The organism is Micromonospora sp. NPDC085948, assembly GCF_040686315.1.
GTDB lineage: Bacteria > Actinomycetota > Actinomycetes > Mycobacteriales > Micromonosporaceae > Micromonospora.
This window is the reverse complement of record NZ_JBFBJW010000016.1, coordinates 67,444-93,575: the sequence shown is the minus strand read 5'-3', so window position 1 is coordinate 93,575 and position 26,132 is coordinate 67,444. Positions and strand designations below refer to the sequence as shown.

The 26,132-nt window shown below is 71.9% G+C and carries 30 protein-coding genes; 20 read left to right on the top strand and 10 right to left on the bottom strand.

Annotated features, from left to right (window positions below; genetic code table 11):
* Positions 1 to 34 precede the first annotated feature (34 nt).
* The 4 genes from AB0O48_RS29740 (at position 35) to AB0O48_RS29725 (ending at position 3,477) form a co-directional block, all read left to right on the top strand.
* Positions 35 to 514, top strand: a complete 480-nt coding sequence (locus AB0O48_RS29740; protein ID WP_357239249.1) for a hypothetical protein — start codon at positions 35 to 37, stop codon at positions 512 to 514.
* Positions 514 to 978 (top strand): hypothetical protein, encoded by a 465-nt coding sequence (locus AB0O48_RS29735; protein ID WP_357239246.1) that lies wholly within the window; start codon positions 514 to 516, stop codon positions 976 to 978. The genes AB0O48_RS29740 and AB0O48_RS29735 overlap by 1 nt, the downstream gene beginning before the upstream one ends.
* A gap of 67 nt (positions 979 to 1,045) precedes the next feature.
* Positions 1,046 to 2,548 (top strand): NAD(P)/FAD-dependent oxidoreductase, encoded by a 1,503-nt coding sequence (locus AB0O48_RS29730; protein ID WP_357239243.1) that lies wholly within the window; start codon positions 1,046 to 1,048, stop codon positions 2,546 to 2,548.
* Positions 2,549 to 2,571: 23 nt separating this feature from the next.
* The gene (locus AB0O48_RS29725) at positions 2,572 to 3,477 is read left to right on the top strand and encodes an SDR family NAD(P)-dependent oxidoreductase (protein WP_357239240.1); all 906 of its coding nucleotides are present in this window, start codon (positions 2,572 to 2,574) and stop codon (positions 3,475 to 3,477) included.
* A 12-nt stretch (positions 3,478 to 3,489) separates the two neighbouring features.
* On the opposite strand, the gene AB0O48_RS29720 is transcribed toward AB0O48_RS29725, so the two are convergent.
* From AB0O48_RS29720 to AB0O48_RS29710, 3 genes are all read right to left on the bottom strand, one after another.
* The gene (locus AB0O48_RS29720) at positions 3,490 to 4,941 is read right to left on the bottom strand and encodes a cryptochrome/photolyase family protein (RefSeq protein WP_357239237.1); all 1,452 of its coding nucleotides are present in this window, start codon (positions 4,939 to 4,941) and stop codon (positions 3,490 to 3,492) included.
* 78 nt (positions 4,942 to 5,019) lie between these two features.
* Positions 5,020 to 6,198 carry a low temperature requirement protein A gene (locus AB0O48_RS29715; protein ID WP_357239234.1) on the bottom strand — a complete coding sequence of 393 codons (1,179 nt, stop codon included), beginning with the start codon at positions 6,196 to 6,198 and terminating at the stop codon, positions 5,020 to 5,022.
* A 20-nt stretch (positions 6,199 to 6,218) separates the two neighbouring features.
* On the bottom strand, positions 6,219 to 6,638 hold the full coding sequence (locus AB0O48_RS29710; protein WP_357239231.1) for a hypothetical protein: 420 nt from the start codon (positions 6,636 to 6,638) through the stop codon (positions 6,219 to 6,221).
* A 185-nt stretch (positions 6,639 to 6,823) separates the two neighbouring features.
* On the opposite strand from AB0O48_RS29710, the gene AB0O48_RS29705 reads away from it, so the two are divergent.
* The gene (locus AB0O48_RS29705) at positions 6,824 to 7,909 is read left to right on the top strand and encodes an S-(hydroxymethyl)mycothiol dehydrogenase (RefSeq protein WP_357239227.1); all 1,086 of its coding nucleotides are present in this window, start codon (positions 6,824 to 6,826) and stop codon (positions 7,907 to 7,909) included.
* Positions 7,909 to 8,538 (top strand): MBL fold metallo-hydrolase, encoded by a 630-nt coding sequence (locus tag AB0O48_RS29700; RefSeq protein ID WP_357239224.1) that lies wholly within the window; start codon positions 7,909 to 7,911, stop codon positions 8,536 to 8,538. The genes AB0O48_RS29705 and AB0O48_RS29700 overlap by 1 nt, the downstream gene beginning before the upstream one ends.
* A 27-nt stretch (positions 8,539 to 8,565) precedes the next feature.
* On the opposite strand, the gene tsaA is transcribed toward AB0O48_RS29700, so the two are convergent.
* A complete protein-coding gene (gene tsaA / locus AB0O48_RS29695) occupies positions 8,566 to 8,994 on the bottom strand; it encodes a tRNA (N6-threonylcarbamoyladenosine(37)-N6)-methyltransferase TrmO (protein ID WP_365069309.1) in 429 nt (142 codons plus the stop codon).
* A 58-nt stretch (positions 8,995 to 9,052) separates the two neighbouring features.
* On the opposite strand from tsaA, the gene AB0O48_RS29690 reads away from it, so the two are divergent.
* The 3 genes from AB0O48_RS29690 to AB0O48_RS29680 all read left to right on the top strand — a co-directional run bounded on the left by AB0O48_RS29690 (position 9,053) and on the right by AB0O48_RS29680 (position 11,556).
* Positions 9,053 to 9,508: a VOC family protein gene (locus AB0O48_RS29690; RefSeq protein ID WP_365069308.1), complete on the top strand. Its 456-nt coding sequence runs from the start codon at positions 9,053 to 9,055 to the stop codon at positions 9,506 to 9,508.
* Positions 9,492 to 10,604, top strand: a complete 1,113-nt coding sequence (locus tag AB0O48_RS29685) for a DUF3626 domain-containing protein (RefSeq protein WP_365069307.1) — start codon at positions 9,492 to 9,494, stop codon at positions 10,602 to 10,604. The genes AB0O48_RS29690 and AB0O48_RS29685 overlap by 17 nt, the downstream gene beginning before the upstream one ends.
* Positions 10,605 to 10,836: 232 nt before the next feature.
* The gene (locus AB0O48_RS29680) at positions 10,837 to 11,556 is read left to right on the top strand and encodes a hypothetical protein (RefSeq protein ID WP_357239212.1); all 720 of its coding nucleotides are present in this window, start codon (positions 10,837 to 10,839) and stop codon (positions 11,554 to 11,556) included.
* Between the two features lie 65 nt (positions 11,557 to 11,621).
* Here AB0O48_RS29680 and AB0O48_RS29675 read toward each other — a convergent pair whose 3' ends face one another.
* Entirely contained in the window at positions 11,622 to 13,250 is a 1,629-nt protein-coding gene (locus AB0O48_RS29675; RefSeq protein WP_365069306.1) for an alkaline phosphatase D family protein, read from the bottom strand.
* 94 nt (positions 13,251 to 13,344) lie between these two features.
* Positions 13,345 to 14,715 carry a hypothetical protein gene (locus tag AB0O48_RS29670; RefSeq protein WP_365069305.1) on the bottom strand — a complete coding sequence of 457 codons (1,371 nt, stop codon included), beginning with the start codon at positions 14,713 to 14,715 and terminating at the stop codon, positions 13,345 to 13,347.
* Between the two features lie 214 nt (positions 14,716 to 14,929).
* Here AB0O48_RS29670 and AB0O48_RS29665 point away from each other — a divergent pair, with 214 nt between their 5' ends.
* The 4 genes from AB0O48_RS29665 (at position 14,930) to AB0O48_RS29650 (ending at position 18,621) form a co-directional block, all read left to right on the top strand.
* Complete coding sequence (locus AB0O48_RS29665) at positions 14,930 to 15,241, top strand: MazG-like family protein (RefSeq protein ID WP_357239204.1); 312 nt, start codon at positions 14,930 to 14,932, stop codon at positions 15,239 to 15,241.
* A 622-nt stretch (positions 15,242 to 15,863) separates the two neighbouring features.
* On the top strand, positions 15,864 to 16,427 hold the full coding sequence (locus tag AB0O48_RS29660; RefSeq protein ID WP_365069304.1) for a hypothetical protein: 564 nt from the start codon (positions 15,864 to 15,866) through the stop codon (positions 16,425 to 16,427).
* 500 nt (positions 16,428 to 16,927) lie between these two features.
* Entirely contained in the window at positions 16,928 to 17,902 is a 975-nt protein-coding gene (locus AB0O48_RS29655) for a pirin family protein (protein WP_357239198.1), read from the top strand.
* 53 nt (positions 17,903 to 17,955) lie between these two features.
* The gene (locus AB0O48_RS29650) at positions 17,956 to 18,621 is read left to right on the top strand and encodes a hypothetical protein (protein ID WP_357239195.1); all 666 of its coding nucleotides are present in this window, start codon (positions 17,956 to 17,958) and stop codon (positions 18,619 to 18,621) included.
* 271 nt (positions 18,622 to 18,892) lie between these two features.
* On the opposite strand, the gene AB0O48_RS29645 is transcribed toward AB0O48_RS29650, so the two are convergent.
* Both AB0O48_RS29645 and AB0O48_RS29640 read right to left on the bottom strand, forming a co-directional pair.
* On the bottom strand, positions 18,893 to 19,573 hold the full coding sequence (locus AB0O48_RS29645) for a DUF1345 domain-containing protein (protein ID WP_357572659.1): 681 nt from the start codon (positions 19,571 to 19,573) through the stop codon (positions 18,893 to 18,895).
* A 42-nt stretch (positions 19,574 to 19,615) separates the two neighbouring features.
* Positions 19,616 to 19,888, bottom strand: coding sequence for a DUF2795 domain-containing protein (locus AB0O48_RS29640; RefSeq protein ID WP_328654669.1), 273 nt, complete (start codon positions 19,886 to 19,888; stop codon positions 19,616 to 19,618).
* 157 nt (positions 19,889 to 20,045) lie between these two features.
* On the opposite strand from AB0O48_RS29640, the gene AB0O48_RS29635 reads away from it, so the two are divergent.
* The 5 genes from AB0O48_RS29635 (at position 20,046) to AB0O48_RS29615 (ending at position 23,463) form a co-directional block, all read left to right on the top strand.
* A complete protein-coding gene (locus tag AB0O48_RS29635; protein WP_357239188.1) occupies positions 20,046 to 20,456 on the top strand; it encodes a DUF2267 domain-containing protein in 411 nt (136 codons plus the stop codon).
* Between the two features lie 204 nt (positions 20,457 to 20,660).
* Entirely contained in the window at positions 20,661 to 21,686 is a 1,026-nt protein-coding gene (locus AB0O48_RS29630) for a TerC/Alx family metal homeostasis membrane protein (protein ID WP_357239185.1), read from the top strand.
* A gap of 76 nt (positions 21,687 to 21,762) precedes the next feature.
* Positions 21,763 to 22,362 carry a sulfite oxidase-like oxidoreductase gene (locus AB0O48_RS29625; protein WP_357572657.1) on the top strand — a complete coding sequence of 200 codons (600 nt, stop codon included), beginning with the start codon at positions 21,763 to 21,765 and terminating at the stop codon, positions 22,360 to 22,362.
* A gap of 7 nt (positions 22,363 to 22,369) precedes the next feature.
* Complete coding sequence (locus tag AB0O48_RS29620; protein ID WP_357240634.1) at positions 22,370 to 23,134, top strand: ferredoxin reductase; 765 nt, start codon at positions 22,370 to 22,372, stop codon at positions 23,132 to 23,134.
* A 35-nt stretch (positions 23,135 to 23,169) separates the two neighbouring features.
* The gene (locus AB0O48_RS29615) at positions 23,170 to 23,463 is read left to right on the top strand and encodes a DUF6510 family protein (protein WP_357239179.1); all 294 of its coding nucleotides are present in this window, start codon (positions 23,170 to 23,172) and stop codon (positions 23,461 to 23,463) included.
* A gap of 18 nt (positions 23,464 to 23,481) precedes the next feature.
* Here the strand turns inward: AB0O48_RS29615 and AB0O48_RS29610 are convergent, their stop codons facing one another.
* Positions 23,482 to 24,198: an MBL fold metallo-hydrolase gene (locus tag AB0O48_RS29610; RefSeq protein WP_357239176.1), complete on the bottom strand. Its 717-nt coding sequence runs from the start codon at positions 24,196 to 24,198 to the stop codon at positions 23,482 to 23,484.
* Positions 24,199 to 24,308: 110 nt separating this feature from the next.
* On the opposite strand from AB0O48_RS29610, the gene AB0O48_RS29605 reads away from it, so the two are divergent.
* Complete coding sequence (locus AB0O48_RS29605; protein WP_357239174.1) at positions 24,309 to 24,863, top strand: WHG domain-containing protein; 555 nt, start codon at positions 24,309 to 24,311, stop codon at positions 24,861 to 24,863.
* A complete protein-coding gene (locus AB0O48_RS29600) occupies positions 24,860 to 25,282 on the top strand; it encodes a hypothetical protein (RefSeq protein ID WP_357572656.1) in 423 nt (140 codons plus the stop codon). The genes AB0O48_RS29605 and AB0O48_RS29600 overlap by 4 nt, the downstream gene beginning before the upstream one ends.
* 66 nt (positions 25,283 to 25,348) lie before the next feature.
* On the opposite strand, the gene AB0O48_RS29595 is transcribed toward AB0O48_RS29600, so the two are convergent.
* Positions 25,349 to 26,098, bottom strand: coding sequence for an SDR family oxidoreductase (locus tag AB0O48_RS29595; RefSeq protein WP_357239172.1), 750 nt, complete (start codon positions 26,096 to 26,098; stop codon positions 25,349 to 25,351).
* Positions 26,099 to 26,132 lie beyond the last annotated feature (34 nt).

The window sequence follows — 26,132 nt, the reverse complement described above, 5'->3', positions numbered from 1 at the left end:
CTAGTTGTCAGGGGACCTGACCTACCGTCCCGGCATGGCATTTCGCGACAAGGAACTTCGCACCCCCGGACCGGTGACCGTGGGCGGCAGACAGTTCAAGCGGTACCACATCGACCAGCCGGAGCAGCCGATCGAACCGGAGGTGGAGAAGGCCGCGTACGAGCAGATGCCGTTGCTGCTCGTCGACCTCGTCGACGACGGCACCCCGGCCGCCGGGTGGGTGGTGCTGCACCGGGGCGCGGACAGCGGCGCCTACCTGCTGGCGTACTCCTGGGTGTGGGACAACGCGGTGGAGGTCCGGGTCGCCGCGGCCGGGCAGCCGGCGCTGGACTGCCCGGACGAGGACCCGACCCACTTCGTGACGGTCCGCCGACCCGCGATCGGGTGCGTGTGGGAGTTGGCGGTGCTGGAACACGAGCGGGCCGCCTGGGTTCGGCACGTGCTTGCGCCGGAGGCCCCCGACCTGACTGGATATCTCAACGACACGCGAGCAGAAGGGCCGGTGGGCCACTGATGGGCGACTTCGACTTCTTTGTGGGCACCTGGAACGTGGTGAACCGGCGGCTGCGCAAGCGGCTGGTGGGCTCCGACGAGTGGGAGGAGTTTCCCGGGGTGTCCGTCGCGCACGGCTTCTTCGGCGGCGGCGGCCACTTCGACGAGATCACCTTCCCGACCAAGGGTTCCGCGGGCGCCACCGTCCGGGTCTTCGACCCGGCGCGGCAGGAGTGGTCGATCTACTGGGTGAGCAGTGTCGACGGGGTGCTGGGGTTGCCGCCGATGGTGGGCCGCTTCGTCGACGGGGTGGGGCACTTCTACGCCGACGACCAGCACGAGGGCCGACCGGTGCGGTGCCGGTTCATCTGGTCGGACATCAGCGCGACCACGGCCCGTTGGGAGCAGGCGTTCTCCGTCGACGGCGAGCAGACCTGGGAGACCAACTGGATCATGATCTTCAGCAAGGCGTCCGACCAGGGTTGACACGACGGTTTCCGGCCGTCCGGGCGCGGTGTTAGTGTCCGTGCACCGCCCCGGATGGAGGAACTCGATGGCCTCCGACCACGTCGACGTGCTGATCATCGGCGCCGGCCTGTCCGGCATCGGCGCCGCCTGCCACCTGCGCCGGGACTGCCCCGACAAGACGTACGCGGTGCTGGAGGCGCGCGACGCCGTCGGCGGCACCTGGGACCTGTTCCGCTACCCGGGCATCCGCTCCGACTCGGACATGTTCACCCTCGGCTACTCGTTCAAGCCGTGGACCGCCCCGAAGGCCATCGCCGACGGCGCCACCATCCGGGAGTACGTGCGGGAGACCGCCCGCGAGTACGACGTGCGGCGGCACATCCGCTTCCGACACCGGGTGGTGCGCGCCGAGTGGGACAGCGGCGCCGCCCGCTGGACGGTGTACGCGCACCGCACCGACACCGCCGAAACCGTCGTGCTGACCTGCTCGTTCCTGTTCGCCTGCACCGGCTACTACCGCTACGACGAGGGATACACCCCGGCCCTGCCCGGCGTCGACGCGTACGCCGGGCGGCTGGTGCACCCGCAGCACTGGCCCGACGACCTCGACCACACCGGCGCTCGGGTGGTGGTGATCGGCAGCGGCGCGACCGCGGTCACCCTGGTGCCGGCCCTGGCGGAGCGGGCCGCCCACGTGACCATGCTCCAGCGCTCACCGACGTACGTCCTGGCCCGGCCCTCGCGCGACCGGTTCGCCGACGCGCTACGGCGGCGGCTGCCGGCGACCGTCGCGTACCCGGTGGTGCGCTGGAAGAACGTGCTGCTGTCCACCGCCACCTTCCAGCTCAGCCGGCGCGCCCCCGGTCTGGTGAGGCGGGCGCTGCGGCGGACCGCGACCGGCCTGCTGCCGGTGGGCTACGACGTCGACCGGCACTTCTCGCCCCGGTACGACCCGTGGGACCAGCGGCTCTGCGTGGCGCCCGACGGTGACCTGTTCACGGCCGTGCGTGCGGGCAGGGCGTCGGTGGTGACCGACACCATCGACACGTTCACCGCGCACGGTGTCCGGTTGACCTCCGGTGCGGAGTTGCCCGCCGACATCGTGGTCACCGCGACCGGGCTCAACCTGCTCGCCCTGGGTGGCCTGACCCTGCGCGTGGACGGCGCCGAGGTCAACCTCCCGGGCACCGTCGCCTACAAGGGCATGATGCTGTCCGGGGTGCCGAACTTCGCGCTGACCCTCGGCTACACCAACGCGTCGTGGACGCTCAAGGCCGACCTGGTCGCCGGGTACGTCTGCCGGTTGCTGCGCCACCTGGACCGCACCGGCCAGCAGGTCGTCACCCCGCTGCCACCCGCCGACGACGGGCGCGTGCCGCTGATCGACCTGCGCTCCTCCTACGTGCTGCGCGGTGTCGACGCGCTGCCCCGCCAGGGTGTGCGCGCACCCTGGCGGCTGCACCAGAACTACGCCCGCGACGTGCTGCTGATGCGCCACGGTCGGCTCACCGACGAGGGGGTGCGGTTCTCCCGCGCCACCGCGCCCACCCACCGTCCCGTACCGACCCGTCCGGCTGCTCGCCGGTGACCGTCAGCGGAGGAGCAGCGACCGTGCGGAGATTCGACTTCACCGGCGCGACAGCCGTGGTCACCGGGGCGGCCAGCGGCATCGGCGCGGCGTTGGCGCACGCGCTGGCCGAGCGGGGCACCGACCTGGTCCTGGTGGACCGCGACGCCGAGCGGCTGGACGCGGTCGCCGCCGTGATCCGTGCCGACCACCCGGACCGGCAGGCGCACACGTACCTGGTGGATCTCGCCGACGTGGACTCCACCGCCCGGGTGGCCGCCGAGATCGGCAGGCGGCACCCGCGCGTACGCCTGTTGGTGAACAATGCCGGCGTCGGCCTGGGCGGCCGGTTCGACCAGGTGACGTTCGACGAGTTCAACTGGGTGATCGACGTCAACTTCCGGGCCGTGGTGCAGCTGACCCACGCGCTGCTGCCGACGCTGAAGGCGGAGCCGGGCGCGCACCTGGTCAACATCTCCAGCCTGTTCGGGCTGATCGCGCCGGCCGGGCAGACCGCGTACTCGGCGAGCAAGTTCGCGGTGCGCGGCTTCACCGAGGCGCTGCGCCACGAGCTGGTCGACGACGGCATCGGGGTGACCTCGGTGCACCCCGGCGGGATCCGCACCCGGATCACGGCGAACGCCCGGATCGGCAGCGGCGTCTCACCCGAGGAGTACGCGGCCGGCCGGGCACAGTTCGAGAAGCTGCTCACCATCGCGCCGGAGCGGGCCGCCGAGGTGATCCTGCGCGGCGTCGAGCGGCGGCGGGGCCGGGTGCTGATCGGCTGGTCGGCGAAGCTGCCGGACCTGCTGGCCCGGGTCCTGCCGGGCTCGTACAACCGGCTGCTGGTCGCCGGTCTGAACCGGGGCGTCGTCCGCCGGGCGGCCGCCACCCCCGGTGTGCCGGCGCAACGCCCCGGCGACACCGACGCGGTCCGCGACGTGGCCTGACCGGCGGCGCGGTCACGGCGGTGTGCTGCCCCGCTTCTCCTCCTGGGCCAGCACCGCCTCGCGGTGCTCCGGGTCGTCGCGACGCTCCAGCTCGGCGGCGAGGCGCGCATCGGTCGCCAGCCGCACCCGGTTGCGGTGCAGGAAACTCTCGAAACCCCCGGTGTACGGGCAGGCCAGGTCGCCGAGCGCCCGCTCCGGGGTGTAGCGGCAGCCGGCGCAGTAGTCGCTGATCTCGTCGATGTCGGTGCCGTCCACCGCGTACGGGCGGGTGTCCACCCGGGCCAGGTCGGCGTACTGGCTCATGCCGATCACCGTCGCGTTCATCACCCAGTCGGTGCCGTCGACGAAGCAGCGCTGGAACCAGTCCGCCACCTCGGTGGGACGCCAGCCGCGTTGCAACGCGTAGTTCGCCAGCACCAGCAGCCGGGGCGTGTGGTGTGTCCAGGCCCGATCCCGGACGGCGGCGAGGACGTCGGCCAGGCAGCGCGCCTCCACCGCGTCGGCGTCCAGCTCGGCGAACCACTGCGGGATCGGCTCGGTCGCGGCCAACCAGTTCGCCCCCCGGTAGCGCGGCTCGAAGTACCAGTAGAGCTGCCAGAGGAACTCCCGCCAGCCGAGCAGCCCTCGGATGAACGGCTCCACCGCCGCGCGGGGGGCCGTGCCGTCCCGCCACGCCTGCTCGGCGGCGCGTACCGCCGGCTCCGGGTGCAGCAACCCCAGGTTGAACGAGGACGAGAGCGTCGAGTGGGCGAGCAACGGATCCGTACCGCTCATCACGTCGGCGTAGCGGCCGTACGCGGGGAGCCGGTGGGTCAGGAAGTGCGCGAGTCGGGCCTGCGCCTCGGTGTGGGTGGCCGGGTGCCGCCGGGGACCGTCCCGGCCGACGAACCGCACCCCGTCGGCGGCCCACCGGTCCAGGTCGCGGCGCACCTCCGCGTCGATGTCATCCTCGACGATCGGCGGCGGTGGGGTTGGTGCGACAGGCGCGGCGCGACTCTCGGTGCGCGGCCGCCGTCCCGGCCCGGTCGCGGTGGTCAGCACGCCGTGGCGGCGGCGGGCGTCCCGGTAGAAGTCGGTCATCCGCAACGAGCCGCGTCGCGGGCGGTCCGCCCAGCCGGCGAAGTCGGTCTGGCTGGTGATGAAGCCGCGCGGTGGCAGCACGGTCAGGCCCGGCACCGACCGGGCGAAGCGCAGCGCCGCCCGGGAGTGCGGATGGCACACCTCCAGTGGCTCACCGACCCGCGCGAACGCCTGCCGGAACGTGTCGGTCCGCAGCAGCAGCGCCCGGTCACCCAGCTCGGCGGCACGGTGACGCAGCGCGGACAGGATCAGGTGCGCCTTCTGTCGGTGCAGCGGTCGGCGGCGGAAGAGGTCCCGGACCTCCACCAGCAACACCGGCTGGTCAGGGTCGTCGAGGAAGTGCGGCCCGAGCTGATCGGCCAGCAACCATCGGCGGCGAGGCATGCCGCAATTCTGCCTACCTTCGGGCCGTCGCGCCCGGTGCCGCACCGGAAGTCGGGCACCGAGATGTCCGCCGGCGAGTCAGGACGGGTGGATCCCGGCGCTCGGCCCGACGTCGCGGCCGCGCAACAGCACGGTCAGCGTCACGAGGGCGACGAGCAGCGCCGCGAGCACGTACACCGGGGCCGGGCCGAGCGGCGCGAGCAGTGCCAACAGCGCGACGACGGGGAAGGCGACGACCACCGCGCCGTGCTGCTGCCGGCGTACGTGCAGCACCCAGACCGTGAGCAGGAAGACGGCGATCGGAATGGCCACCGCGTACCCGGCGGTGCTCCCGGAGACGTGCGCGAGGTGCCGCTCGACGTCCACCGACACCGCCAGGCCGGCGCCGATCGCGGCGATCGCGGCGAAGATCAGGTAGTGGCCGTAGCCCCAGATCAGGGAGTACGGCATCCGGTCGGGCGCCTCGATGGGCCGGTCGAAGTAGAGCCACCAGAGCGCGAACACGATGACCGCGCCGGCCGCCGCGAGCGACCAGAGGTCGTGCTCGCCGGCGTCGAGCCCGGTCTGGATCGCGATCGAGATGGCCAGGACGGCCTCGCCGAGCACGATCAGGGTGAACAGCCCGTACCGTTCGGCGATGTGTCCGGGATGCCAGGGGGTCATCCCGGGGCGTTCGGCCACCGCCGGCACCAGCAGGTCGGCAAGTGCCAGCAGCACGAACGTCGCGATGCCCCACTCGGCGGGCAGCGTGAGCCGCAGCAGCCAGCCGATCTGCACCACGGTCACGCCGATCGCGTAACGGGTCGCCGCCGCGCGGTGCCGAGGGTCTCCGGCGGCGGCTCGGGTCCAGTGCACGACGGCGGCCAGTCGCATCACCACGTACCCGTAGGTGATGACGGCGAAGTCGCCGTCGGCGAACGCGCGTGGCACGCCGGCCGCCAGGATCAGCGCTCCGGAGATCTGCACCAGGGTGGTGATCCGGTAGACGTCGTCGTCGGTGTCGTACGCCGAGGCGAACCAGGTGAAGTTCACCCACGACCACCAGATCGCGAAGAACACCATGGCGTAGCTGGCCGCGGCGTGGCCGAGGTGGCCCTCGGCGACGTCGTGGTGCAGGCTGCTGGCCGCCTGCGCGACGGCCACCACGAAACAGAGGTCGAAGAGGAGTTCCAGCGGGGTGGCCGCGCGGTGTGGCTCGTCGCGACGATGGGGCCGCATCGGCCGGTAGAACGGCCGCACCGAACGGGAGTTCGTCACCGCCGCTCCTCAGGCGGGGCTCACCGGCGTCGGCGGCCGTGGGTCAGCCCCTCCACCACCAGGGTCAGCCCGGCGCCGACGAGCCAGACGTCCTTGGCGAGCCCGGCACCCTGCTGGGTCGGTCGGATGCTGCCGGGCTCGCGCATCCCCGGCGTCTTCAGGTAGAGCTGCACCAGACCCGCGCCGAACGCGGTCAGGCCGAGGCCGACCAGGGGGGTCGGGACGAACGGCGCGAGCAACGCGGCCCCCAGGGCGATCTCCGAGTACGACAGCAGCTTCGCGAAGCGCGGTGGGTCGAACTGACCGAGTTGCGGCATCGCGGCGACCGCCATCCCGTGCATGCCCTCGGCGGCGGCGCCCTCCAGGTTGCGCTTGCCCAGACCCGAGTTGAGAAAGTACGCGCCGATGCTGACTCGAAGCGGCAGGTGCGCGAGCTTCATGATCACTCCCCGTTGGCCGTGGTCGAATGCGGCAGGCGTACCCCGCACCGCCCGCGATAACCCGTCCGGCCGGCTGGGCTGGCCGTGGTGGTCGCGGTAGGTTCGCCGGGGGCCCACCGCCGAGCCCGTGGCACACCTGCCCACCCGGCGCCCGGCCCTGCCGCACACCACCAGCAGGAGGCGAAGTGAGCCAGGAAGTCCGGGGAGTCATCTCCCGCAGCAAGGGCGCGCCGGTCGAGGTGACCACCATCGTGGTGCCCGATCCCGGCCCCGGCGAGGCGATCGTCCGGATCCAGTCCTGCGGTGTCTGCCACACCGACCTGCACTACCGCGAGGGTGGCATCAACGACGAGTACCCGTTCCTGCTCGGCCACGAGGCGGCGGGCATCGTCGAGCAGGTGGGCGACGGCGTCACCGACGTGGCCCCCGGTGATTTCGTGGTCCTCAACTGGCGTGCGGTCTGCGGGGTCTGCCGCGCCTGCCGCCGAGGCCGCCCCTGGTACTGCTTCAACACCCACAACGCGAAGCAGCGGATGACCCTGACCGACGGCACCGAACTGGCCCCGGCGCTGGGTATCGGCGCGTTCGCCGAGAAGACCCTGGTGCACGCCGGGCAGTGCACGAAGGTCGACCCGGCCGCCCGACCGGCCGCCGTGGGCCTGCTCGGCTGCGGGGTGATGGCCGGGCTGGGCGCGGCGATGAACACCGGCAACGTCACCCGGGGCGACTCGGTCGCGGTGATCGGCTGCGGCGGCGTCGGAGACGCGGCGGTCGCCGGTGCGGTCCTCGCCGGCGCCACGACGATCGTCGCGGTGGACACCGACAGCCGCAAACTGGACTGGGCCCGCAAGTTCGGCGCCACCCACACCGTCAACGCCTCCGAGACCGACCCGGTCGAGGCGATCCGGGCCGCCACCGGCGGCTTCGGTGCCGACGTGGTGATCGACGCGGTGGGCCGACCGGAGACGTGGAAGCAGGCGTTCTACGCCCGGGACCTGGCTGGCACGGTGGTGCTGGTCGGCGTACCGACCCCGCAGATGCAGATCGAGCTGCCGCTGCTGGACGTCTTCGGGCGCGGCGGTGCGCTGAAGTCCAGCTGGTACGGCGACTGCCTGCCCAGTCGGGACTTCCCGATGCTCACCGAGCTGTACCTGCAGGGCCGCCTCGACCTGGACGCGTTCGTCACCGAGGAGATCGCGCTCGACCAGGTCGAGACCGCCTTCGCCCGGATGCACCAGGGCGACGTGCTGCGTTCGGTGGTGGTGTTCTGATGACCGCCCGCGTCGACCACGCGGTCACCGCCGGCACGTTCTCCCTGGACGGGCAGACATTCGACGTGGACAACAACGTCTGGGTGATCGGTGACGACAGCGAGTGTGTCGTCCTGGACGCGCCGCACGACGTGGCCGCGATCCTCGCCCTGGTGGGTGACCGGCGGGTTCGGGCGATCCTGGCCACCCACGCCCACGACGACCACGTACGGGTCGCGCCCGAGCTGGCCGAGGCGACCGGCGCGCCGGTGCTGCTGCACGCCGCCGACCGGGTCCTCTGGGACATGGTCCACCCGCACCTGCCGCCGCACGGCGAGCTGCACGACGGGCAGGGCATCGAGGTGGCCGGCACCACGCTGCGGGTGCTGCACACCCCCGGGCACAGCCCCGGCGCGTGCAGTTTCCACGCCCCCGAGCTGGGTGCGGTGTTCACCGGAGACACGCTCTTCGCCGGCGGTCCGGGCGCGACCGGCCGCTCGTACAGCGACTTCGACACCATCGTCGAGTCGATCCGGACCCGTCTGCTCACCCTGCCGGCGGAGACGGTCGTGCACACCGGCCACGGTGCCGACACGACGATCGGCGCGGAGGCGCCACACCTTGACGAATGGCTCGCCCGGGGCCACTGAGACCCGGTGTGCGGCGCGGTCGACGGCTCAGCGCTCGTCGACCGCGCCCAGCACCGGCTTGACGTCCAGGATCGGGGTGCCGTCGAGGGCCTCCAGATCGGCCACCTGGACCCGCAGGCCGTCCACCGTCAGGACCCGCACCCGGTGCAGCCCGATCGGGTTGGGTCGGTGCGGGGATCGGGTGCTGAACACACCGGTCTCGGGCCGGCTCTCGTCGCCCCGCGGATGCACCGCCAACACGTCGCGGCGGGCACGGTCCAACCACGTCAGCACCACCAGTTCCGCGCCGGCGTGCAGGTCGCGCAGCGCCGGCGCGACGTGCGCGTCGAAGACCAGCCAGGCGGCCGGCGCACCCTCGTCGCCCTGCCGTGGCGCGCTCGCCACGTCGGTCAGCGGCGAGGCGACCCGCCCGACCGGGTGCAGCAGGTACGCGTCACCGCTCGCCGCCTCGACCACTGTCGCTCCCCTCTGGACGCTCCCAACCTAACCCCTTCGTGGCGCTAGGATCCCGGACATGGCCGCCGACCCGCCCGCCCCTGTTGTCCGCCAGCTGCGACTCGTGGTGGAGGCCGCCGACCACGACGTTGCCGTGGCGTTCTTCCGCGACGCGCTCGGCATGCCGGAGGAGGCGTCGTTCAGCGGCGACGACGACGCCCGGGTGGTGATCCTGGACGCCGGCCGCGCCACCCTGGAGATCGCCAACCCGGCGCAGAAGCGCATGATCGACGAGGTCGAGGTGGGTCGACAGGTGGCGCCCCGCCTCCGGGTGGCCTTCGAGGTGGACGACGCCGAGGCGACCACGGCCCGGTTGGTCGCCGCCGGGGCGAGCGAGGTCGCTCCGCCCACCCGCACGCCGTGGCAGTCGCTCAACTCCCGCCTCGACGCCCCGGCCGATCTGCACATCACCATCTTCCAGGAGCTGCGCACCGGGTCGGACGACGATGGCCCTGGACGTGACGGCGACGTCTGAGCGGGGCGGCCTGCGCGCCGCTGCTCTCACCCCCGCGCAGGCGACCGCCGTCGCGTACGTACGGTCGGTGGCCGTGGTCGAGCGCCCCGCCGCGCTGGCCACCATCGTCCGGCACCTCGCCGCCGCGGACGTCGGCCGCCGACCGGAGCACCTGCTGGCGGCCATCCGGTCCGGGCAGCTGACCGTCAACTTCCACCCCGACCGGCTGTCTGCCGACGGCCGGACCGTCGCCGACGCCCTGGCCGAGGACGGGGCGTACCGCAGCCAGTTCGTCACCGGGATCTCCAACGGTGGGCTCACCGCGTACCCCGGTGGCGACCGGGACCGCTGGGAGCGCCGGATGTTCGACGGCGCGTACCAGCGACCCGGCGTGACACCGGCGCAGCGGCCCACGTACGGCGGCCTGAACCTGCTCGACCACGCGGACGGTGCCTGCCCGCGCTTCGGCTCCTGTCACCTGCGGTTGCGCCCGGCGGTGCTGGCCCGGGCGACCTTCTGCCTCGGCGACAGCCATCTCGACCCTGGCGTGGTGGGCACGGCCGATGCCTTCGAGGCGGTGCTCGCCGGGCTGCTGGCCGGCGTCGCCAGCACGGGCGAGTGCCTGGGCCGGGCCGGAACGGACATCGCCACCCTGGCGCGGACGCTGCTGGACCCGCCGAGCGCGCAGGGCACGGTCGGGCGCGCGCTCGACGACTACGTGGAGGCCCAGATCCACGGCCCGCTCGACCTCGCGCACGACGTCGAGGCACTGGTGGTGGACCCGTCCTTCGCCGGCACGCCGACCGGCGGGACGCTGGAATCGATCGCCCAGCGGTACGGTTTTCCGCTGCGGTGGCACCCCGGCTTCGCGCTGGACGTCGACCGGGTCGACGCCGAGTTCCGGGGTCCGGCCATCCCGGTGCTGGCGGCGCGCCTGCACCGGGAGTTTGCCCGACCGGGCGCCCCGGTGGACGCGGCGCTGATCGGTCGGGCGGCTGCCTCGGTGGTCGGCGAACCGCACCGGTGGGCGGACCGCGGCCCGATCGCGGACACCCTTCAGCATCTGAAGCAGCTCTGGCACGTGCTGGTCCGCTACGGCACGCCGTACGGCACCTGATCTGCCCGCTGCGTCGATCGTCCGTTTCGGGCCGACCTGTCCTCGGTCGCGTCGACCGTCCCATGTCCCCAGGTGACGGGCACTACCCCGGACCCCCGCTCCGGCATTTCCGGAATGCCCGACACGTGAACCCGGTTGTGTCCCCGTACCGCCGGAGCACCAAACCCTCTTCCGCGGTCAACTCCCGAGGAGCGTTCACCCCGGAGCGTTCCGACGATCGAAAGGAACCATCGTGAAGGCCGACTTCACTCGATGGCTCCCCGCCATCGCCAAGGACTCGTACCGCAAGACCGCGCTGAGCGTGGCGGGTGTGGCTGCCCTCGGCGGTCTGGCACTCGCGCCGACCGCGGCCGCCGCCCCGGTCACCTCCGGCCCCCACGAGGGCGCCGTGGCCGCCATCGACCTGGCCACCGGCAAGGCCAAGGCCGCTGCCCCCGCGCACCAGGAGGAGCAGCCCGTCGAGTCGGGGCTGACCACCGGCTCCGCCACCGGCAAGCCGCCGGCCGGCAAGCCCAGCCGCGACCAGCTCATTCCGCACGGCATCGAGGGCGCGCAGTCGCGTATCCCGCTCGACGACGCGCAGCTCGACAACGCCCGCAAGATCGTGGACGCGGCCAAGAAGACCGGCGTCGGCGACCGGGGCGCGGTGATCGGCGTCGCCACCTCGTTGCAGGAGTCGAAGCTCTACAACCTCGGCCACCTCGGGGCGTACAACGACCACGACTCGCAGGGACTGTTCCAGCAGCGCCCGTCGTCCGGTTGGGGCACGCCCGAGCAGATCACCGACCCGGAGTACGCCGCCACGGCGTTCTTCACCGCACTCCGTAACGTCGGCGGCTGGCAGGACCTGCCGCTGACCGCCGCCGCGCAGACCGTCCAGGTCTCCGCCTTCCCCTACGCGTACGCGCAGTGGGAGGAGCAGGCGGCGGACATCGTCCAGCAGATGTGGTGACACCCGCGACACACACGCCGGCCGGCCCCCCGTGCAGGGGGCCGGCCGGCGTCGTCGTACCGGTCTCAGGCCGGCGGCGCGCCTTCCTTGCGCAGTTTCGCCGACCCGGCACCCACCGACCAGCCGGCGACCCACCGGCTGGTGCTGGCCGCGCGGGTGCGGTCGGCCAGGTGATACCAGTCCATCCGGCACCGCTCGCGGGTCACCTCCAGTACGCCGTAACCGTGCCCGTCCAGTTCGGTCCAGCGAACGTGCGGATTCGTCGAACGCAGCAGGCCGGCACCCAGCGCGCTGAGCGCGTTGCCGGCGGGCAGGCCGAGGAAGTCGTTGACGTTGTCGCTGGTCACCGATGGCACCACGAACTCGGCAGCGGCCGGGTTGTTCGGCCCGGTGGATCGGGTGGTCACCTCGTTGGCCCACGAGGTGTGGATGTCCCCGGTGAGAAACACGACGTCACGGGTGCCGGTGGCACGCACGTAGTCGACCAGCTCGTTGCGGTCGGCGTTGTACCCGTCCCACTGGTCGGTGTTGAGCGCCGCGCCGTTCTGCGGGATGCCGAGCAGGGCACCCAGTGGGCCGAGCAGCCAGGCGGGCAGAGCCCCGACGTCCACCCGCGCGATCATCACCGGGTTGCCGACCAGCTTCCACCGTGCGCTGGACGTGGCCAGCCCAGCCTTGAGCCAGGACATCTGCGTGTCACCGGTGATGGTGCGTCCCGGGTCGTCGACCGCGGTCCCGGACGCCTGCTGTGAGCGGTACGTGCGAAGGTCCAGCATGGACAACTCAGCGAGCCGGCCGAAACGCAGCCGACGGTAGATCGCGCCGTTCACCCCGACCCGCACCGGCATCCATTCCAGGTACGCCTGCCGCGCCGCGGCGAGCCGATCCGCGAACGGGCCCTCGGTGCCCGGCGTGTGGTTCTCCGCGCCGCCGGACCACTGGTCGTTGGCCACCTCGTGGTCGTCCCAGGTGATCACCCACGGCACTGCGGCATGCAACGCCTGCAGGTCCGGGTCGGTCTTGTAGAGCGCGTGCCGGATCCGGTAGTCGGCGAGGGTGAGCACCTCGTGCGCGGGTCGCACCGGCCGGACCACCGTGCCGCCCGCGTCGAACTCCCCGCTGCCGTACTCGTAGAGGTAGTCGCCCAGGTGCACCACCAGGTTGAGGTCGCCTCGCTCGGCCAGATGCCGGTACGCCGCGAAGAAGCCGGCTTCCCAGTTCGCACAGGACACCACGCCGAGGCGCAGCCGGTCGATCTCCGCCTCCACCGGTGGCGCCGTCATGGTCCGGCCAGCCGGCGACCAGCCGCCGTTGTGGCCGAAGCGATACCAGTAGGTGGTGGCCTGTGCCAGGCCGTCCACCACCACCTTCACCGTGTGGTCGGATGCCGGTCCGGTGTGCTGTGTCCCCACGGCCACCACCGTGGTGAAGTCCGGGTCGGCGGCGACCTGCCAGGTCACGCCCACCTCGGGGCCGAGGCCGGAGCCGGGCTGCGCCTCGGCGGTCGGGGTCAACCGGGTCCAGAGCAGGACGCCGTCCGGTAGCGGGTCACCGGAGGCGACGCCGTGCTGGAAGGCGCCGTCGGCCGCGTGGGCCGGCGCGCCACCGGCGAGGGTGACGCCGGCCAGCGCGGCGGTGCCAGCCGATGCGCCGGCCACCCGCAGGAGAGTACGACGGTCAAGGGTGTTCGTCATGGTCTATGTGTCTACCGTCGATGGTGGCTCGTGCGCTGCCCCCGTCGACGAGTGTTCGCCGACCCGTCGACGGGGGTTCCCGTTACCCCGCCGCTCAGCAGGCGGGGTAGAGGCGGCGGGTGCCAACCCCGGCGGCGTACGCGTCCCGGTCGCTGAACCGGCAGCCGTAGTCGGGCCGCGCCACCACGGCCGGGTCCGTCACGGTGTCGCCGGCCGGGCGCTTGCCGGTGCGTACCCACGACACCAGGTCGTCCCAGGCGGCGCCGGCCTCGGCCGGGGTGAACTCGCAGTGCTGCGTGGCCCGGATCGCCCGCTGCACCACCAGCCTGCCGCGACCGTTGCGTGCCACGTCGGTGGCGTACGCCTGCTCCATGCTGAACGGAACGAACAGGTCACCGAGGCCGTGCAGGCTGAGCACCGGCGCGGTGGGCCGACCGGCGATCCGCGGCACCTCGGTCAGCGTCGGCAGGAGCCGCTGCACGACGTTCTCCGGGGGGACCCGCCGCACGGTGGCGTTGACGTTCACCGGGCTGTTCGGGGTGTACCGGGTGAGCAGGTTCGTGGACAGCTGACCGGGTCGCTGGGCGGGGGAGTTGCCGCTGCTGGTGGGCACGCTGATCGAGAAGAGGAATTCCTTCCAGACCGCGAACGCGGCGTCAGCTCCCGGACGCGGCCCGCCCGAACGGTTCACCGTGATCGCCCGCAGTTGCCTGCCCCGCTCGGTGGTGGTGTCCGGCCCGGTGGGGGTCAGTCCCGTCAGGCCGAGCGCCGCCTGGATGCGGGGCACCGCGTTGGTCAGGTAGTCGGCCGGGGCGGGATGGGCCGGCACCTCGGCGAGCGCCTGTGCGACCAGGTTGTAGTCCAGGTAGAAGTCGAGCAGAGTCTGATCGCCGAGCACCCCGCACATCGGCAGCGCCCCGTCGTAGTAGCCCGGGTACTGCTCCAGCGAACGACCGATGACGTACCCGCCCATCGACACCCCGGCCAGGTAGGTGTGGTGCGGTCGGCGAACCGTCCGTCCGAAGTGGTCGGCGAGGTCTTTGGTGCCCAGCACGCCGGAGCGGATGTCGAAGCCGTTGCGGTCGTACGACGACGACGCCCAGGCGTACCCCTGCTCCACGAGACGCTCGCGCAACCCGAAGGCGGGCGGCTCCGGCGAGAGCACCGTGCCCTGGCCCCGGTAACCGTGCGCCCACAACACCAGGTTGCCGTTCCACCGGGCGGGGACCTCGATGATGTAGCCGGCGTGGCGGTGCACGCCCTGGCGTACCGTCGTCGACCTGCCGCCCACGACCAGCGGAGCCAACGGCGGGTTCTCGATGGTGTAGCCGGGCAGCGGTTGGCCGCCGCCCGGGTCGCGACCGGTGGCGCTGGCCGGCGCGGCACCGGCCAACCCGACCGCCAGGGTCAGCGTCACGGTCGCGGCGAGCAGCCGGCGGAGGGTACGAACGGGTGCGGACAGCATCGATGCTCCCCATCGGACGGATGTCGCCCTGGGGGCGACCAGGCGGGACGGTTGCCTACCGGCCGGTAGCGCCCTGAACCTAGGACCGCCGTCGACACGTGTCAATGGCTGTGCTGATCGGCTGGTCAAGCGGTATGCGCCGCGTGCTGGTGGATGGTCGGCCGGACGTACCCGGTTGTCGGTGGGGGTGGGCCGGTCAGGTTGACTTGTCGGCGTGGACGAGTTGATCTGGGAGGCGGCCCGAGCGTCGCGCACGTGGCTGGACACGGCGAACGGCACCGGGCAGACCGAACTGACCTGCCGCATCCTCAAGCTGACCGAGGAGGCGGGGGAGGCGTCCGCCGCGTGGATCGGTCTGCTCGGGCAGAATCCTCGCAAAGGTGTCACCCACACCCGCGAGGACGTCGCGGCGGAGTTGGCGGACGTCGCCTTCACGGCGTTGGTGGCCATCGAGAGCCTGGGGTTGGACGCGCAGACCGTCCTGGACGCCTGCGCCGCGAAGGTGCGCTCCCGCCTCGCCGGGTGAACCCGCCCCGGCCGAGGCCCCCGTACGCCGCGCGCGGCGTGGCCGGAGGCCGTGCGCGCCTAGGCGGGCATGATCGACTCGGTTCTCTTGATATCGGGGTGACTGTGGGTCCGGGATAGCCCGATTTTCTTGAAGTCGAGTGGATCGTGCTCGTTTGGTGGCTCAAGGTCATGGGCGCGAGATGATGTGGGTGTCTTGTCCGGTCAGGGTGGGTTCTGGGCTGTGGCCGGGCGCACCCGTGGGGCGGAATCGTGGCGGGGTCGGGGTCGTTACACACCCTGATGATCGCAGGACCACCGCCCGGCCGCCCGGCCCGCCGGGGGTGGGAATGCGGGACCCGGTCGGGTCGTTGTAGTCCCCACGAACGACCGCGGGCATCGCCTTCACGTGGGTGCCGATGGATGGGCCGCCCCCCGGAATGACCCTGGCCCCCCGGTCGTTACATCTGGACCCCGGCGCCCTGAGCCCTCCGCTCGGTAGGTCGCCGACCCGACGCCCGCGAGGGTGTTACCCCTCAGACTTCCCCCTTGTGAACGTGCAGCGCCGGACGAGGTGCTCACACCCTGCCGCCGTTCCCCCCTTTTGGCGGTCGGGGTGTCCTACCCCCGAAGGAGCTACCCCCATGAACACGATCATGCGTAAGAGTGTGCTGTCCGTTGCTGGTCTGGCGTTCGCCGGTGGTGTGTTCGCCGGCCCGATCGCCGCCCACGCCGCCAACCCGGTTGAGGGCAAGCCCGTCGCGGCGGCCGTGCAGACCACCGCGCCGAAGCCGCAGGGCGAGCAGTCGCACATCGACCTCAACGAGGAGAAGACCGCCAACGTCAAGGCGATCATCGCCGCCACGAAGAAGGCCGGCCTGCCCGAGCGGGCTGCGGTGATCTCGATCGCGACGAGCCTGCAGGAGTCGAAGCTGGACAACCTCGGCCACCTCGGCGACGCCAACGACCACGACTCGCTGGGCCTGTTCCAACAGCGCCCGAGTTCGGGTTGGGGCACGCCGGAGCAGATCACCGACCCCGCCTACTCCACCACCGTGTTCCTCAAGGGCCTCAAGCAGGTCGACGGCTGGCAGGACATGCCCCTGACCGAGGCCGCGCAGACCGTCCAGGTGTCCGCCTACCCCGACGCCTACGCCCGGTGGGAGCAGCAGGCCACCGACCTCGTCAGCCAGCACTGGAACAGCTGACCCACCGCACTACCGCACTACCGCACTACACGGACCGCTGGCCGGCACCCCGCAAACCGGGTGCCGGCCAGCGGCGTATCCGCCGCCTGGTCGGGGCTGGCGGGCTGGGCGGTGAGGTGCCCGACGCACCCTCGGGCGTGCCGGGGAGCTGATTACCCCGACCTGATCGGTGGTTGTTCGCAGATCTTGGACAGTTACCGTTCGCGCGAAACGGTAACTGTCCAAGATCTCCGTTCCTGCGGCGGTGAAGTGCGCGATCGGCACCGCGGGCGGCGGTGACAAGCATGACCCGCACCGCCAGCGGCGGGGAGCGCGATTGACAGCGCCGGCGGAGGTGGGGAGTGCGCGACTGGCACCGAGTGATTCGGCCGTCCCGGCGGATGCGGTACCTGCCGGCGCGACCTCGACCTGGGCGCGGCGGGAACTGTCGTCCGGCTCTCGGCGAGCTCTTGACCAGGAAGCGCCGCGACGGTCCGAGGGCGTGAGCGTACAGTCGGGCGGTGGAGCGTACCGAATCGATGCTGGCGCAGACCCGGCCACCTGGCGTGGCCGACGTGGATCCCGGCAGTGTGCTGTTGCCCGGCCACGACGTGCCGTTGGGTCGGTACACCACGGTGCGGCGGTTGTTGCCGCAGCGGGTCCGTCGGATGGTCGGCGCCTGGTGTTTCGTGGACCATTTCGGCCCGGACGACGTGGCGCAGCGGCCCGGCATGGAGGTGCCGCCGCACCCGCACACCGGTCTGCAGACGGTGACGTGGCTCCTCGACGGTGAGATCCTGCACCGTGACAGCCTCGGAAACGTGCAGCCGATCCGGCCAGGTCAACTCAATGTGATGACCTCGGGCAACGGCATCGCCCACTCCGAGCGGTCGCCGGCCGTCCACCCGCCGGTGATGCACGGCGTGCAGCTCTGGGTGGCGCTGCCGGACCCGGCGCGGGCCGGGGCGGCCGACTTCGCGCACCACGCCGACCTGCCGCGGTGGCGCGACGGCGATCTTGATCTCACCCTGCTGGTGGGCGAGTTCGCCGGGCAGCGGTCGCCGGCCGTGGTGCACACCCCGCTGGTCGGCGTGCAGTTGGAGTTGAGCGGTGAGGCGCCGACGACGTTGACGCTGCGGCCCGACTTCGAGTACGCCCTGCTGGCGATGTCCGGCGCCGCCGAGGCGGCCGAGGTGGGATTCGAGCCGGGGGAGTTGCTGTATCTGGGCTCCGGTCGCCGCGAGCTGACCGTGCGCGGTGGGGCCGGGGCCCGCTTGCTGTTGCTGGGCGGTGCGCCCTTCGAGGAGCCGCTGGTCATGTGGTGGAACTTCGTCGGCCGCTCGCACGAGGAGATCGCGGCAGCCCGCGCGGACTGGATGGCTGGGGACGGACGGTTCGGCGTGGTCGCTGACGATTCGGCGCCTCCGCTGCCGGCTCCCGCCCTGCCCACCACCCGCCTCAAGGCCCGCGACCGCACCGGCGGCCTGCACAGCTGACGCGGCCCGGCGTGGGCCGGGTGTGACCGAGGGTCGCGCGGGTAGTCGCCGGCATGCCGACCACTCTGATCACGCCCCTGGCGGACCGGAAGCGTCTGGCGCGCCGCCTCGCCGGCAGCGGGCGGGGCTTCGCCGAGCAGTACGGCTTTCGGGTGACCAACAACCCGGCGAGCCTGTTCCAGGTGCTCTACCTGGCGGTGCTCCTGGCGCGTCGGGGCGACTTCCGCCGGGCGTTGGACGGGGCGCGGGCGTTGCGCGACGAGGGCTGGGACAGCGCCGCCCGGCTGGCCCGGTCACTGCACGAGGACCGGGTCCGGGTGCTGCGCGCGAGTGGCCAGCGCGGCGACGTGGACGCGCTGGCCGACGTGTTGGGTGACCTGGCCCGCACGGTGGTCGAGCGGTACCGGGGGGATCTGCGCCGTTTGCGGGCGGTGGCGCGGCACGACCCGGACCGGGAGCGGACGCTCCTCACCGAGCTTCCGGGCGTGGATGGTCAGGTCGTCGAGTTGTTTCTCCGTGAGGCGCAGGCGCTGTGGCGGGAGGTGGCGCCGGTCGCCGACCGCCGGGCGTTGGCGGCGGCCCGTCGGCTCGGTCTGGGCAGGTCGGCGGACGACCTGGCCGGCCTTGCCAGCGAGTCGGAGCAGTTGGCCTGGCTGGTGGGGGCGCTGGCCCGGGTCGACCTGGAGCACCGGTACGCGGAGGTGACTGGTCGGCCGTGACGTGCCCTGGCCCACACTTCGTCAAAATCTGACCAAACGGAGGATGTTCTGTCGTATGGTTGGACCCGGCAGTGCTGACCGCTCGGTTCGGGCGGGCATCCACCGCTTGGTGACCCGCGACCGGTTCGGACGCGGTTCACCGCCTGGGCAGGCTTGCGTGGCGCCCTGGGTCGCGGTTCGTGACCAGGGGCGCCCGCCTGTCCCGGCCCTTCCTTTCGCGCCGCTCCGTGCCACCTCCGGGGCCAGCGCGGCCCCCTCCATCGCAGCCCGCTCAGTTGGCCAGGCCGGCCAGCAGATTCACGGTCACGGCGATGATGAAGGCACCGAACAGGTACGACACCATCGAGTGCCGTAGCACCGTGCGACGCATCTCGTTGCTGGTCAGGTTGGTGTCGGAGATCTGGAACGTCGTCCCGATGGTGAATGCGACGTACGCGAAGTCGGAGTAGCACGGCGGCTCGGACTGGTTGAAGTTCACCCCGCCGTCCGGGCCGGTGTAGTAGATCCGGGCGTACCGGGCGGCGAACACGGTGTGCACCACGAACCAGGACAGCAGCACGCTGAGGACGCCGAGGGCGCCGTGCGCCTCCCGGCCGAGCCCGGGTGGCGCGCTCTGGGCGCTGGCCACCACCAGTCCCACGGCCAGCAGGCTGGCCAGGCAGGCGACGAGCAGCAGCGCGTCGCGGATCGCCCGATTCGGGTCCTCGTGTACGGCCAGCCGCGCGGTCCGCTCGGCGTCCATCGGCCAGAGCTTGTGCCAGACCAGGGCGAGCCAGCTCAGCGCGCCCACGTCCCAGCCCGCGAGCGCGGCGAGCGGTAGGGGTAGCAGCAGCGCGAAGAGGCAGCCGGCGATGACACCGACCACGGCCACCACGGCGAGTTGCACTGCGGCCGGAAAGCGCACGTCCGGCGGTCGGGACGACGGTCGGGGTGCGGGGCCGGGGTGGGTCATCGGCGACGCCCCGGTGTCGGAGCCGTGGCCGCCACCGCCGGGTCAGATGCCGCGCAGATGCTGCGAGACCCGGTTGTGCGTCTTGTCCCGGGCCTGTTCGGCGCGCTGCGCGGGACCCACCTCGGGCGCGGCCTCGATGCCGGCCGACCGGGCCACCTCGGTGCCGTTGGCGTAGTCCACCGGCGGCAGGGCCCGCAACGCCTTCAGTACGTCCGGCGGGGCGCCCTCCCGTTCGGCCTCGCGGACCACGTCGTCCTTCTCGGCCGGGTAGTCCAGGCTCGACAGGTACTGCAGGACGTCGGCGTAGCTCGCCATGGCGTGGGCTCCCTCGGGGCATCGATGTGGTCACGACCGGCGGCGGTTACCCACCCGCCGGCCGGTCACGCCCGAGCGACGCAGGAATCCCGGCGCCGTTTCCGCCCCGCCGCCGCGGGTACCCGCAAACGCCGACGCGAGCCCAAGGGAGTACGCGATGAACTACGACACCTTCATCGACCAGGTTTCCCACCGCACCGCGACGTCCTCGGAGCGCGCGGTCGAGGTGACCCGCGCCGTCCTGGAGACGTTCGCCGAGCGGCTGACCGGCGGCGAGGTCCTGGACCTGGCCGCCCAACTGCCGCAGCCGTTGCAACTGGTGCTCAAGCCGAGCCCGAGCACGGAGCAGGCGGACCGGTTCGGGGCGGCCGAGTTCGTCGCCCGGGTGGCGTTGCGCGCGGGGGTGCAGGAGCCGGCCGCCGGGGACGCCACGCGGGCGGTCTTCACCACCCTGCGGGAGGCGATCACCGGTGGTGAGTTCGATGACGTCGTCACTCAGTTGCCGCGCGACTATCGGGGCCTGGTGGAGCAGGCGATGGCTCCGGGGGCGACGCTGCGCCGTGCCTGATCGCGGCGCACACAGCTGTTTACCAGGGCAACCATTGATGTCCCGCTTGGCTTGGGGATTCAGCCTGGCCTAACCTTGTCGTGCGAGGGGAGTACTTCCCACGAACCATTCCGGTCAGTACGGCACGCCCGGCGTGCCTCGGGTGGTTGCCCATCAGGTGATGGGTGAAGGAGACCTCGAACATGACGGTGTTCGAGGAGAGCCATGACCGAAGTGTCTTATTTGTCCGCCGCCAGTGACCTGTCGTCGGTGGGCACGCCCACGCTGTGGGCGGTCACCATCATCGGCGTCCTTCTGCTGTTGGTGCTGGACTTCCTGGTCACCCGTCGCCCGCACGAGGTGTCCATGCGGGAGGCCCTCGGCTGGTCGGCCTTCTATATCGCGCTGCCGCTGGCGTTCGGCGGCTGGCTCTGGGCACGCTTCGGCTCCCAGCAGGGTGTGGAGTACCTGACCGGTTACCTGGTGGAGAAGTCGCTCTCGGTCGACAACCTCTTCGTCTTCATGCTGCTGCTGGCCGCGTTCGCGGTGCCGGCGGTGCTCGCCCAGCGGGTGCTGCTCTACGGCATCGCTGGCGCGCTGGTGTTGCGGGCCATCTTCATCGCGCTCGGCGCGGCGGCGTTGCAGACCCTCGACTTCGCCTTCCTGCTCTTCGCGATCATCCTCATCGCCACCGCGGTGAAGCTGTTGCGCGACGCCCTCTCCGGGCACCAGCAGGAAGTCGACATCAACAAGATGCGCTCCGTGAAACTGCTGCGCAAGGTCATGCCGGTGGTCGACGACTACCACGGCACGAAGATGACCGTCCGGCAGGGCGCGAAGCGGGCACTCACCCCGTTCGCCCTGGTGGTGGTGGCGGTTCTGGCCACCGACATCGTCTTCGCGGTCGACTCGGTGCCGGCCGTCTACGGCATCACCGAGGACCCGTACCTGGTCTTCGCCACCAACGCGTTCGCTCTGCTCGGCCTGCGGGCGCTCTACTTCGTCCTGCACGCGGCCCTGAGCCGGCTGGTGCACCTCAGCTACGGCCTGGCCGTCATCCTGGCGTTCATCGGCCTCAAGCTCGGTCTGCACTGGGCGCACGGCATCTGGGACAGCGTGCCGCAGATCCCCACCCTGGCCTCGCTCGGCGTGATCATCGGCGTGCTGGCGGTGGTCACCCTGACCAGCCTGCGCGCCACCCGGGGCGGCGACGTGCCCGAGGAGCGCGAGGTCGTCGCGGAGCGGCACTGACCGCACTGCGCCGGCACGACCAGGAGGTACGCGGGAAAGCTCCCGGCCGGGCCGGCGCGGATGGTACGACTGTGCAATGGGAATCGTGTCACCGGGCTTTCAGGGTCGGCCCCGAACGCAGGAGCCGGCCCTGCCACCCGGCCAGTACCTGACCGAGGACTTCCCGGTGCTCTCGGCCGGCCCGACGCCCCGGGTGTCCCTGGACACCTGGGAGTTCGTCATCGCCGCCGAGAACGGCAGCGAGCACCGGTGGTCGTGGCAGGAGTTGATGGCCCTGCCGCAGGAGACGCCACAGGTGGACATCCACTGCGTCACCCGCTGGTCCAAGCTCGGCACCACGTGGCAGGGCGTCTCCCTGGACACGCTGCTCGCCGACGTCGACACCGGCGCGCACTTCGCGCTGGCGCACTCCTACGGCGGGTACACCACGAACCTGCCGTTGGACGACCTGCGCGGTGGCCAGGCCTGGGTGGTGCACACCTTCGACGGCGCCCCGCTGCCCGCCGAGCACGGTGGGCCGGCCCGGCTGCTGGTGCCGCACCTGTACTTCTGGAAGTCCGCCAAGTGGGTGCGCGGCCTCCGGCTCAAGACGATGGACGAGCCGGGGTTCTGGGAGACCGCCGGCTATCACGACTACGGCGACCCGTGGCGCGAACAGCGGTACCAGGGTGACTGAGCGCGCCGTGGCGACGAGCACCCAGCGCCGGACGCCCAACCGGTGGCAGGTCGGCCGGCTGGTGGAGCGCCGGGTGGAGACACCCAGCGCGCAGACCCTGGTGCTGGAGGTGCCGGACTGGCCGGGGCACCTGCCGGGGCAGCACGTCGACCTGCGGCTCACCGCCCCGGACGGCTACCAGGCCGCCCGGTCGTACTCGATCGCCGGGCCGGTGGTGGACGGCCCGGGTGGCCCGCGCATCGAGGTGACCGTCCAGCGGGTGCACGACGGCGAGGTGTCCCCGTACCTCATCGATGTCTTTGGCGCCGGCGACCCGGTGGAGGTCCGCGGACCGCTCGGTGGCTGGTTCATCTGGCGGCCCGAGGAGACCGCGCCGGTGCAGCTGGTCGCCGGTGGTTCCGGCATCGTGCCGTTGATGGCGATGATCCGGGCGCGGCGGGCGACCGGCAGCAAGGCGCCGTTCCGGCTGATCTACTCGGTGCGCACCCCGGGCGACGTGATCTACGCCGACGAGCTGCGCCGCCGGGTCCGCGACGACTTCGGCCTGGACATCGCGTACGTCTACACCCGCGAGGCGCCCGAGGGCTGGCGCGGCGAGCCGCACCGGATCGGCTTGGCCGACGTCAACACGCACGGCTGGCCGCCGGACCTGGAACCGCTCACCTACGTGTGCGGTCCGACCGCGTTCGTGGAGACCGTGGCCGACCTGCTGGTGGGGCTGGGTCATCCGTCGCGGCGGGTCAAGACCGAACGCTTCGGCCCCACCGGCTGACCGCCCGCCCGCTCCCGTAACGCCGAGGAGATCCGATGACCGAGATGTCGTACCTGGACGGCAACATGCTCGACGGCCCGATGCGTGAGCTGTTCACCGTGGACCTGAGCACCGCGATGGGCCGTTGCGAGAACTGCGGGACGACCGGCTCGATGGCCAGCCTGCACGTCTACTCGCACGCCCCGGGTCTGGTCGCCCGCTGCCCCTCCTGCGAGGAGGTGATGGTGCGACTGGTCCGTGGACCGGACCGGGCCTGGCTGGACCTACGCGGCACCACGTACCTCCAGGTGCCGATGCCGATGGAACAGACGTTTCCCGGCCCGCTCTGACGGATCGCCCCGGCCGGGTCAGGCGTCGGCGACCGTCCTGATCGCGCGGATCGCCTCGGCGACCCCACCGGACCACGGCGTGCCGTGGCCCGGTAACACCCACGACGCCTGAACGTCCTCGAGGTGGCGCAGCGACGCCAGCGCCTGGTGGGGGTCGTCGGTGAAGGGCGCGGGTTGTGGACCCCGCTGGCCGGTCAGCACGTGCCGGGTGGTCAGGGCGTCGCCGACGAAGACGGCGTCGGCGATCGGCACGTGGATGGCGATGCTGCCCGCCGAGTGCCCGGGGACCGCGATGACGCGTGGCGCGCCGGGCAGGTCGAGCACCTGGCCGTCGTGCACGGCGACGACCTCGGTGAGGTGAGTGGTGCGAAGTCCGCCCTTGCGCATCGCGTACCAGAAGAAGCCGGCCGTCGCGCCGAGCTTCATCGTGCCCCACGACATGTCGGCCTTGACCTCGCCTCGCGCGCGGGCGGCGTCCGCCTCGTGCACGTAGATCGGGACACCGTGGTCGCGCCGAAGCCGTTCGGCGAACCCGAGGTGGTCGGTGTCGCCGTGGGTGAGGACGACGCCGCGGATGTCGTCCACCGAGCGGCCCAGGTCCGACAGCTCGGCCCGCAGCTCGCGCCAGTGCCCGGCCAGGCCCGCGTCGATGACTGTCACACCCTCGTCCGTGTCGACGAGGTAGACGGCCACGATGTCGTTGCCGATGCGGCGCAGGTGCGGGGCGAGCCTCATCGCCGCACCCGTGTCGGGATTGCTATCGTCTGCATGTGGCTATGGTACGTAGCCATCATGGCTATGGTCAATAGCCATCGAATCCGACCCCCGATCCGGAGGGAAGCGGCATGCCGACGCCCGATCGGACCTCCGTCGACGCCATCGTCCGCGCCGGGCAGGACATCCTGGAATCAGCGGGTATCGCCGGCCTGACCATGCAGGCCGTCGCCGACCGGGTCGGCGTGCGCGCGCCGTCGCTGTACAAGCGGGTGCGAAACCGCGACGACCTGGTGCGCCTCATCACCGAAGCCACCATTCGCGACCTCGGGGAACGGCTCGCGGTGATCGTCGCCGGCACCGACCCACGCCGCGAGTTGGCCGAGCTGGCCCGAGCCTTTCGCGCGTTCGCGCACGCCCGACCGCGGGGCTACCAGCTGATCTTCGCGCCGCGATCCGACCTCGCCGGCCCCAGCATCGTCCTGACCCACGCCGTCGAACCCGTACTGCGGGTGACCGCGAACCTCGCCGGCGAGGACCACGCCCTGGACGCCGCACGCACGCTCACCGCGTGGGCGAACGGATTCGTCAGCATGGAACTGGCCGGGGCCTTCAAGCTGGGCGGCGATGTGGACCAGGCATACGAGTACGGCATCGCCCGTCTCGCCGACGCGCTGGCCCGATGAACACCGCCCGATGGCGGGACGCGCCGCTCGCGGTCCGGCTGGTCGTGTCGGTCGCGGTGCTGGTCTTCGCCTACGGCGGCCTGGCGCATGTCGCCCAGTTGCTCGTACCGACGCTCCGGCCACAGCTCGCCCTGCCGGGGTGGCTCACGGTCTACTTCGTGTCCCTGACGCTGTGGGATCCCGTGGCCGCGCTGCTCCTGGCGGCCCGCCGGGTGGAGGGGCTCGCGCTGGGCTGCGCGGTGCTGGTGACGGATGCGGCCGCCAACTGGTACGCCAACTACGTGCTGGACCCGGCGGTCGGCGTCACCCCGGGCCGGATCGGGCAGGCGGTCATCACCGCCCTCGCCGTCGCCCTGGTGGCGCTCACCCCGTGGTTGGGCCGGTGGTTCGCCGCGGCCGGCCACCCGGATCGCCCGTGATGCGTTGGCCGGTGCCGGCCGACGTCGCGCCGCCGGCCGGCACCGTGCTCGTGGGCAACGCCTCGATCAGACCTGGTTCGCGCCACCGTCGACGAAGATCTCGCCGCCGGTCATGAAGCTGCTCTGGTCGGAGGCCAGGAACAGCGCGGCGTTCGCGATCTCCTCCGGCTGGCCCATCCGGCCCAGCGGCACCGTGGCGGCGAGCATCTGCAGCAGCGCGGGTGCCTCCTCCGGGCTGGCGGCCAGCCCGGTGATGCCCGGAGTCTCGGTCGGGCCCGGGACGAGGGTGTTGACCCTGATCCCGCGACCAGCCAGCTCGGCGGCCCAGGTGCGACCGAACGATCGGATGGCGGCCTTGGAGGCGGCGTAGACGCCGAAGGCGGGGCCGCCCTTCGTCGCCGCGGTCGAGCCGGTCAGGATGACCGACGCGCCGTCGTTGAGCACCGGCAGGGCTTTCTGGACGGTGAACAGGGTGCCGCGCACGTTGCTGTCGAACGCGTCCGAGTAGTGCTCCACGGTGATGGTGCCCAGGGCGGCGAACTCCCCACCACCGGCGTTGGCGAACAGCACGTCCAGTCCGTTGCCGTGGGTCGTGATCGCGTCGAAGAGGCGGTCGAGGTCGTCGAGATCGCTGACGTCGCTGCGGATCCCGGTGGCATTCGGGCCGATGGCCGCGACGGCCTCGTCCAGCTGCTGCTGGCGGCGGCCGGTGACGAAGACGTGTGCGCCTTCGGCCGCGAAGCGGCGGGCCGCGGCCAGGCCGATGCCGGTGGTGCCACCGGTGACCAGTGCGGTCTTGCCATTGAGCTGAGCCATGAGTCGTACTCCTTGGTGTGGGTGGTGGGGCACA

Coding starts and splice junctions, on each gene's coding strand:
- AB0O48_RS29740 (WP_357239249.1), top strand. CDS start 35: ATGGCATTTCGCGACAAGGAACTTCGCACCCCCGGACCGGTGACCGTG.
- AB0O48_RS29735 (WP_357239246.1), top strand. CDS start 514: ATGGGCGACTTCGACTTCTTTGTGGGCACCTGGAACGTGGTGAACCGG.
- AB0O48_RS29730 (WP_357239243.1), top strand. CDS start 1,046: ATGGCCTCCGACCACGTCGACGTGCTGATCATCGGCGCCGGCCTGTCC.
- AB0O48_RS29720 (WP_357239237.1), bottom strand. CDS start 4,941: ATGCCTCGCCGCCGATGGTTGCTGGCCGATCAGCTCGGGCCGCACTTC.
- AB0O48_RS29710 (WP_357239231.1), bottom strand. CDS start 6,638: ATGAAGCTCGCGCACCTGCCGCTTCGAGTCAGCATCGGCGCGTACTTT.
- AB0O48_RS29700 (WP_357239224.1), top strand. CDS start 7,909: ATGACCGCCCGCGTCGACCACGCGGTCACCGCCGGCACGTTCTCCCTG.
- AB0O48_RS29690 (WP_365069308.1), top strand. CDS start 9,053: ATGGCCGCCGACCCGCCCGCCCCTGTTGTCCGCCAGCTGCGACTCGTG.
- AB0O48_RS29675 (WP_365069306.1), bottom strand. CDS start 13,250: ATGACGAACACCCTTGACCGTCGTACTCTCCTGCGGGTGGCCGGCGCA.
- AB0O48_RS29670 (WP_365069305.1), bottom strand. CDS start 14,715: ATGCTGTCCGCACCCGTTCGTACCCTCCGCCGGCTGCTCGCCGCGACC.
- AB0O48_RS29660 (WP_365069304.1), top strand. CDS start 15,864: ATGAACACGATCATGCGTAAGAGTGTGCTGTCCGTTGCTGGTCTGGCG.
- AB0O48_RS29650 (WP_357239195.1), top strand. CDS start 17,956: ATGCCGACCACTCTGATCACGCCCCTGGCGGACCGGAAGCGTCTGGCG.
- AB0O48_RS29645 (WP_357572659.1), bottom strand. CDS start 19,573: ATGACCCACCCCGGCCCCGCACCCCGACCGTCGTCCCGACCGCCGGAC.
- AB0O48_RS29640 (WP_328654669.1), bottom strand. CDS start 19,888: ATGGCGAGCTACGCCGACGTCCTGCAGTACCTGTCGAGCCTGGACTAC.
- AB0O48_RS29635 (WP_357239188.1), top strand. CDS start 20,046: ATGAACTACGACACCTTCATCGACCAGGTTTCCCACCGCACCGCGACG.
- AB0O48_RS29630 (WP_357239185.1), top strand. CDS start 20,661: ATGACCGAAGTGTCTTATTTGTCCGCCGCCAGTGACCTGTCGTCGGTG.
- AB0O48_RS29625 (WP_357572657.1), top strand. CDS start 21,763: ATGGGAATCGTGTCACCGGGCTTTCAGGGTCGGCCCCGAACGCAGGAG.
- AB0O48_RS29615 (WP_357239179.1), top strand. CDS start 23,170: ATGACCGAGATGTCGTACCTGGACGGCAACATGCTCGACGGCCCGATG.
- AB0O48_RS29610 (WP_357239176.1), bottom strand. CDS start 24,198: ATGAGGCTCGCCCCGCACCTGCGCCGCATCGGCAACGACATCGTGGCC.
- AB0O48_RS29605 (WP_357239174.1), top strand. CDS start 24,309: ATGCCGACGCCCGATCGGACCTCCGTCGACGCCATCGTCCGCGCCGGG.
- AB0O48_RS29600 (WP_357572656.1), top strand. CDS start 24,860: ATGAACACCGCCCGATGGCGGGACGCGCCGCTCGCGGTCCGGCTGGTC.
- AB0O48_RS29595 (WP_357239172.1), bottom strand. CDS start 26,098: ATGGCTCAGCTCAATGGCAAGACCGCACTGGTCACCGGTGGCACCACC.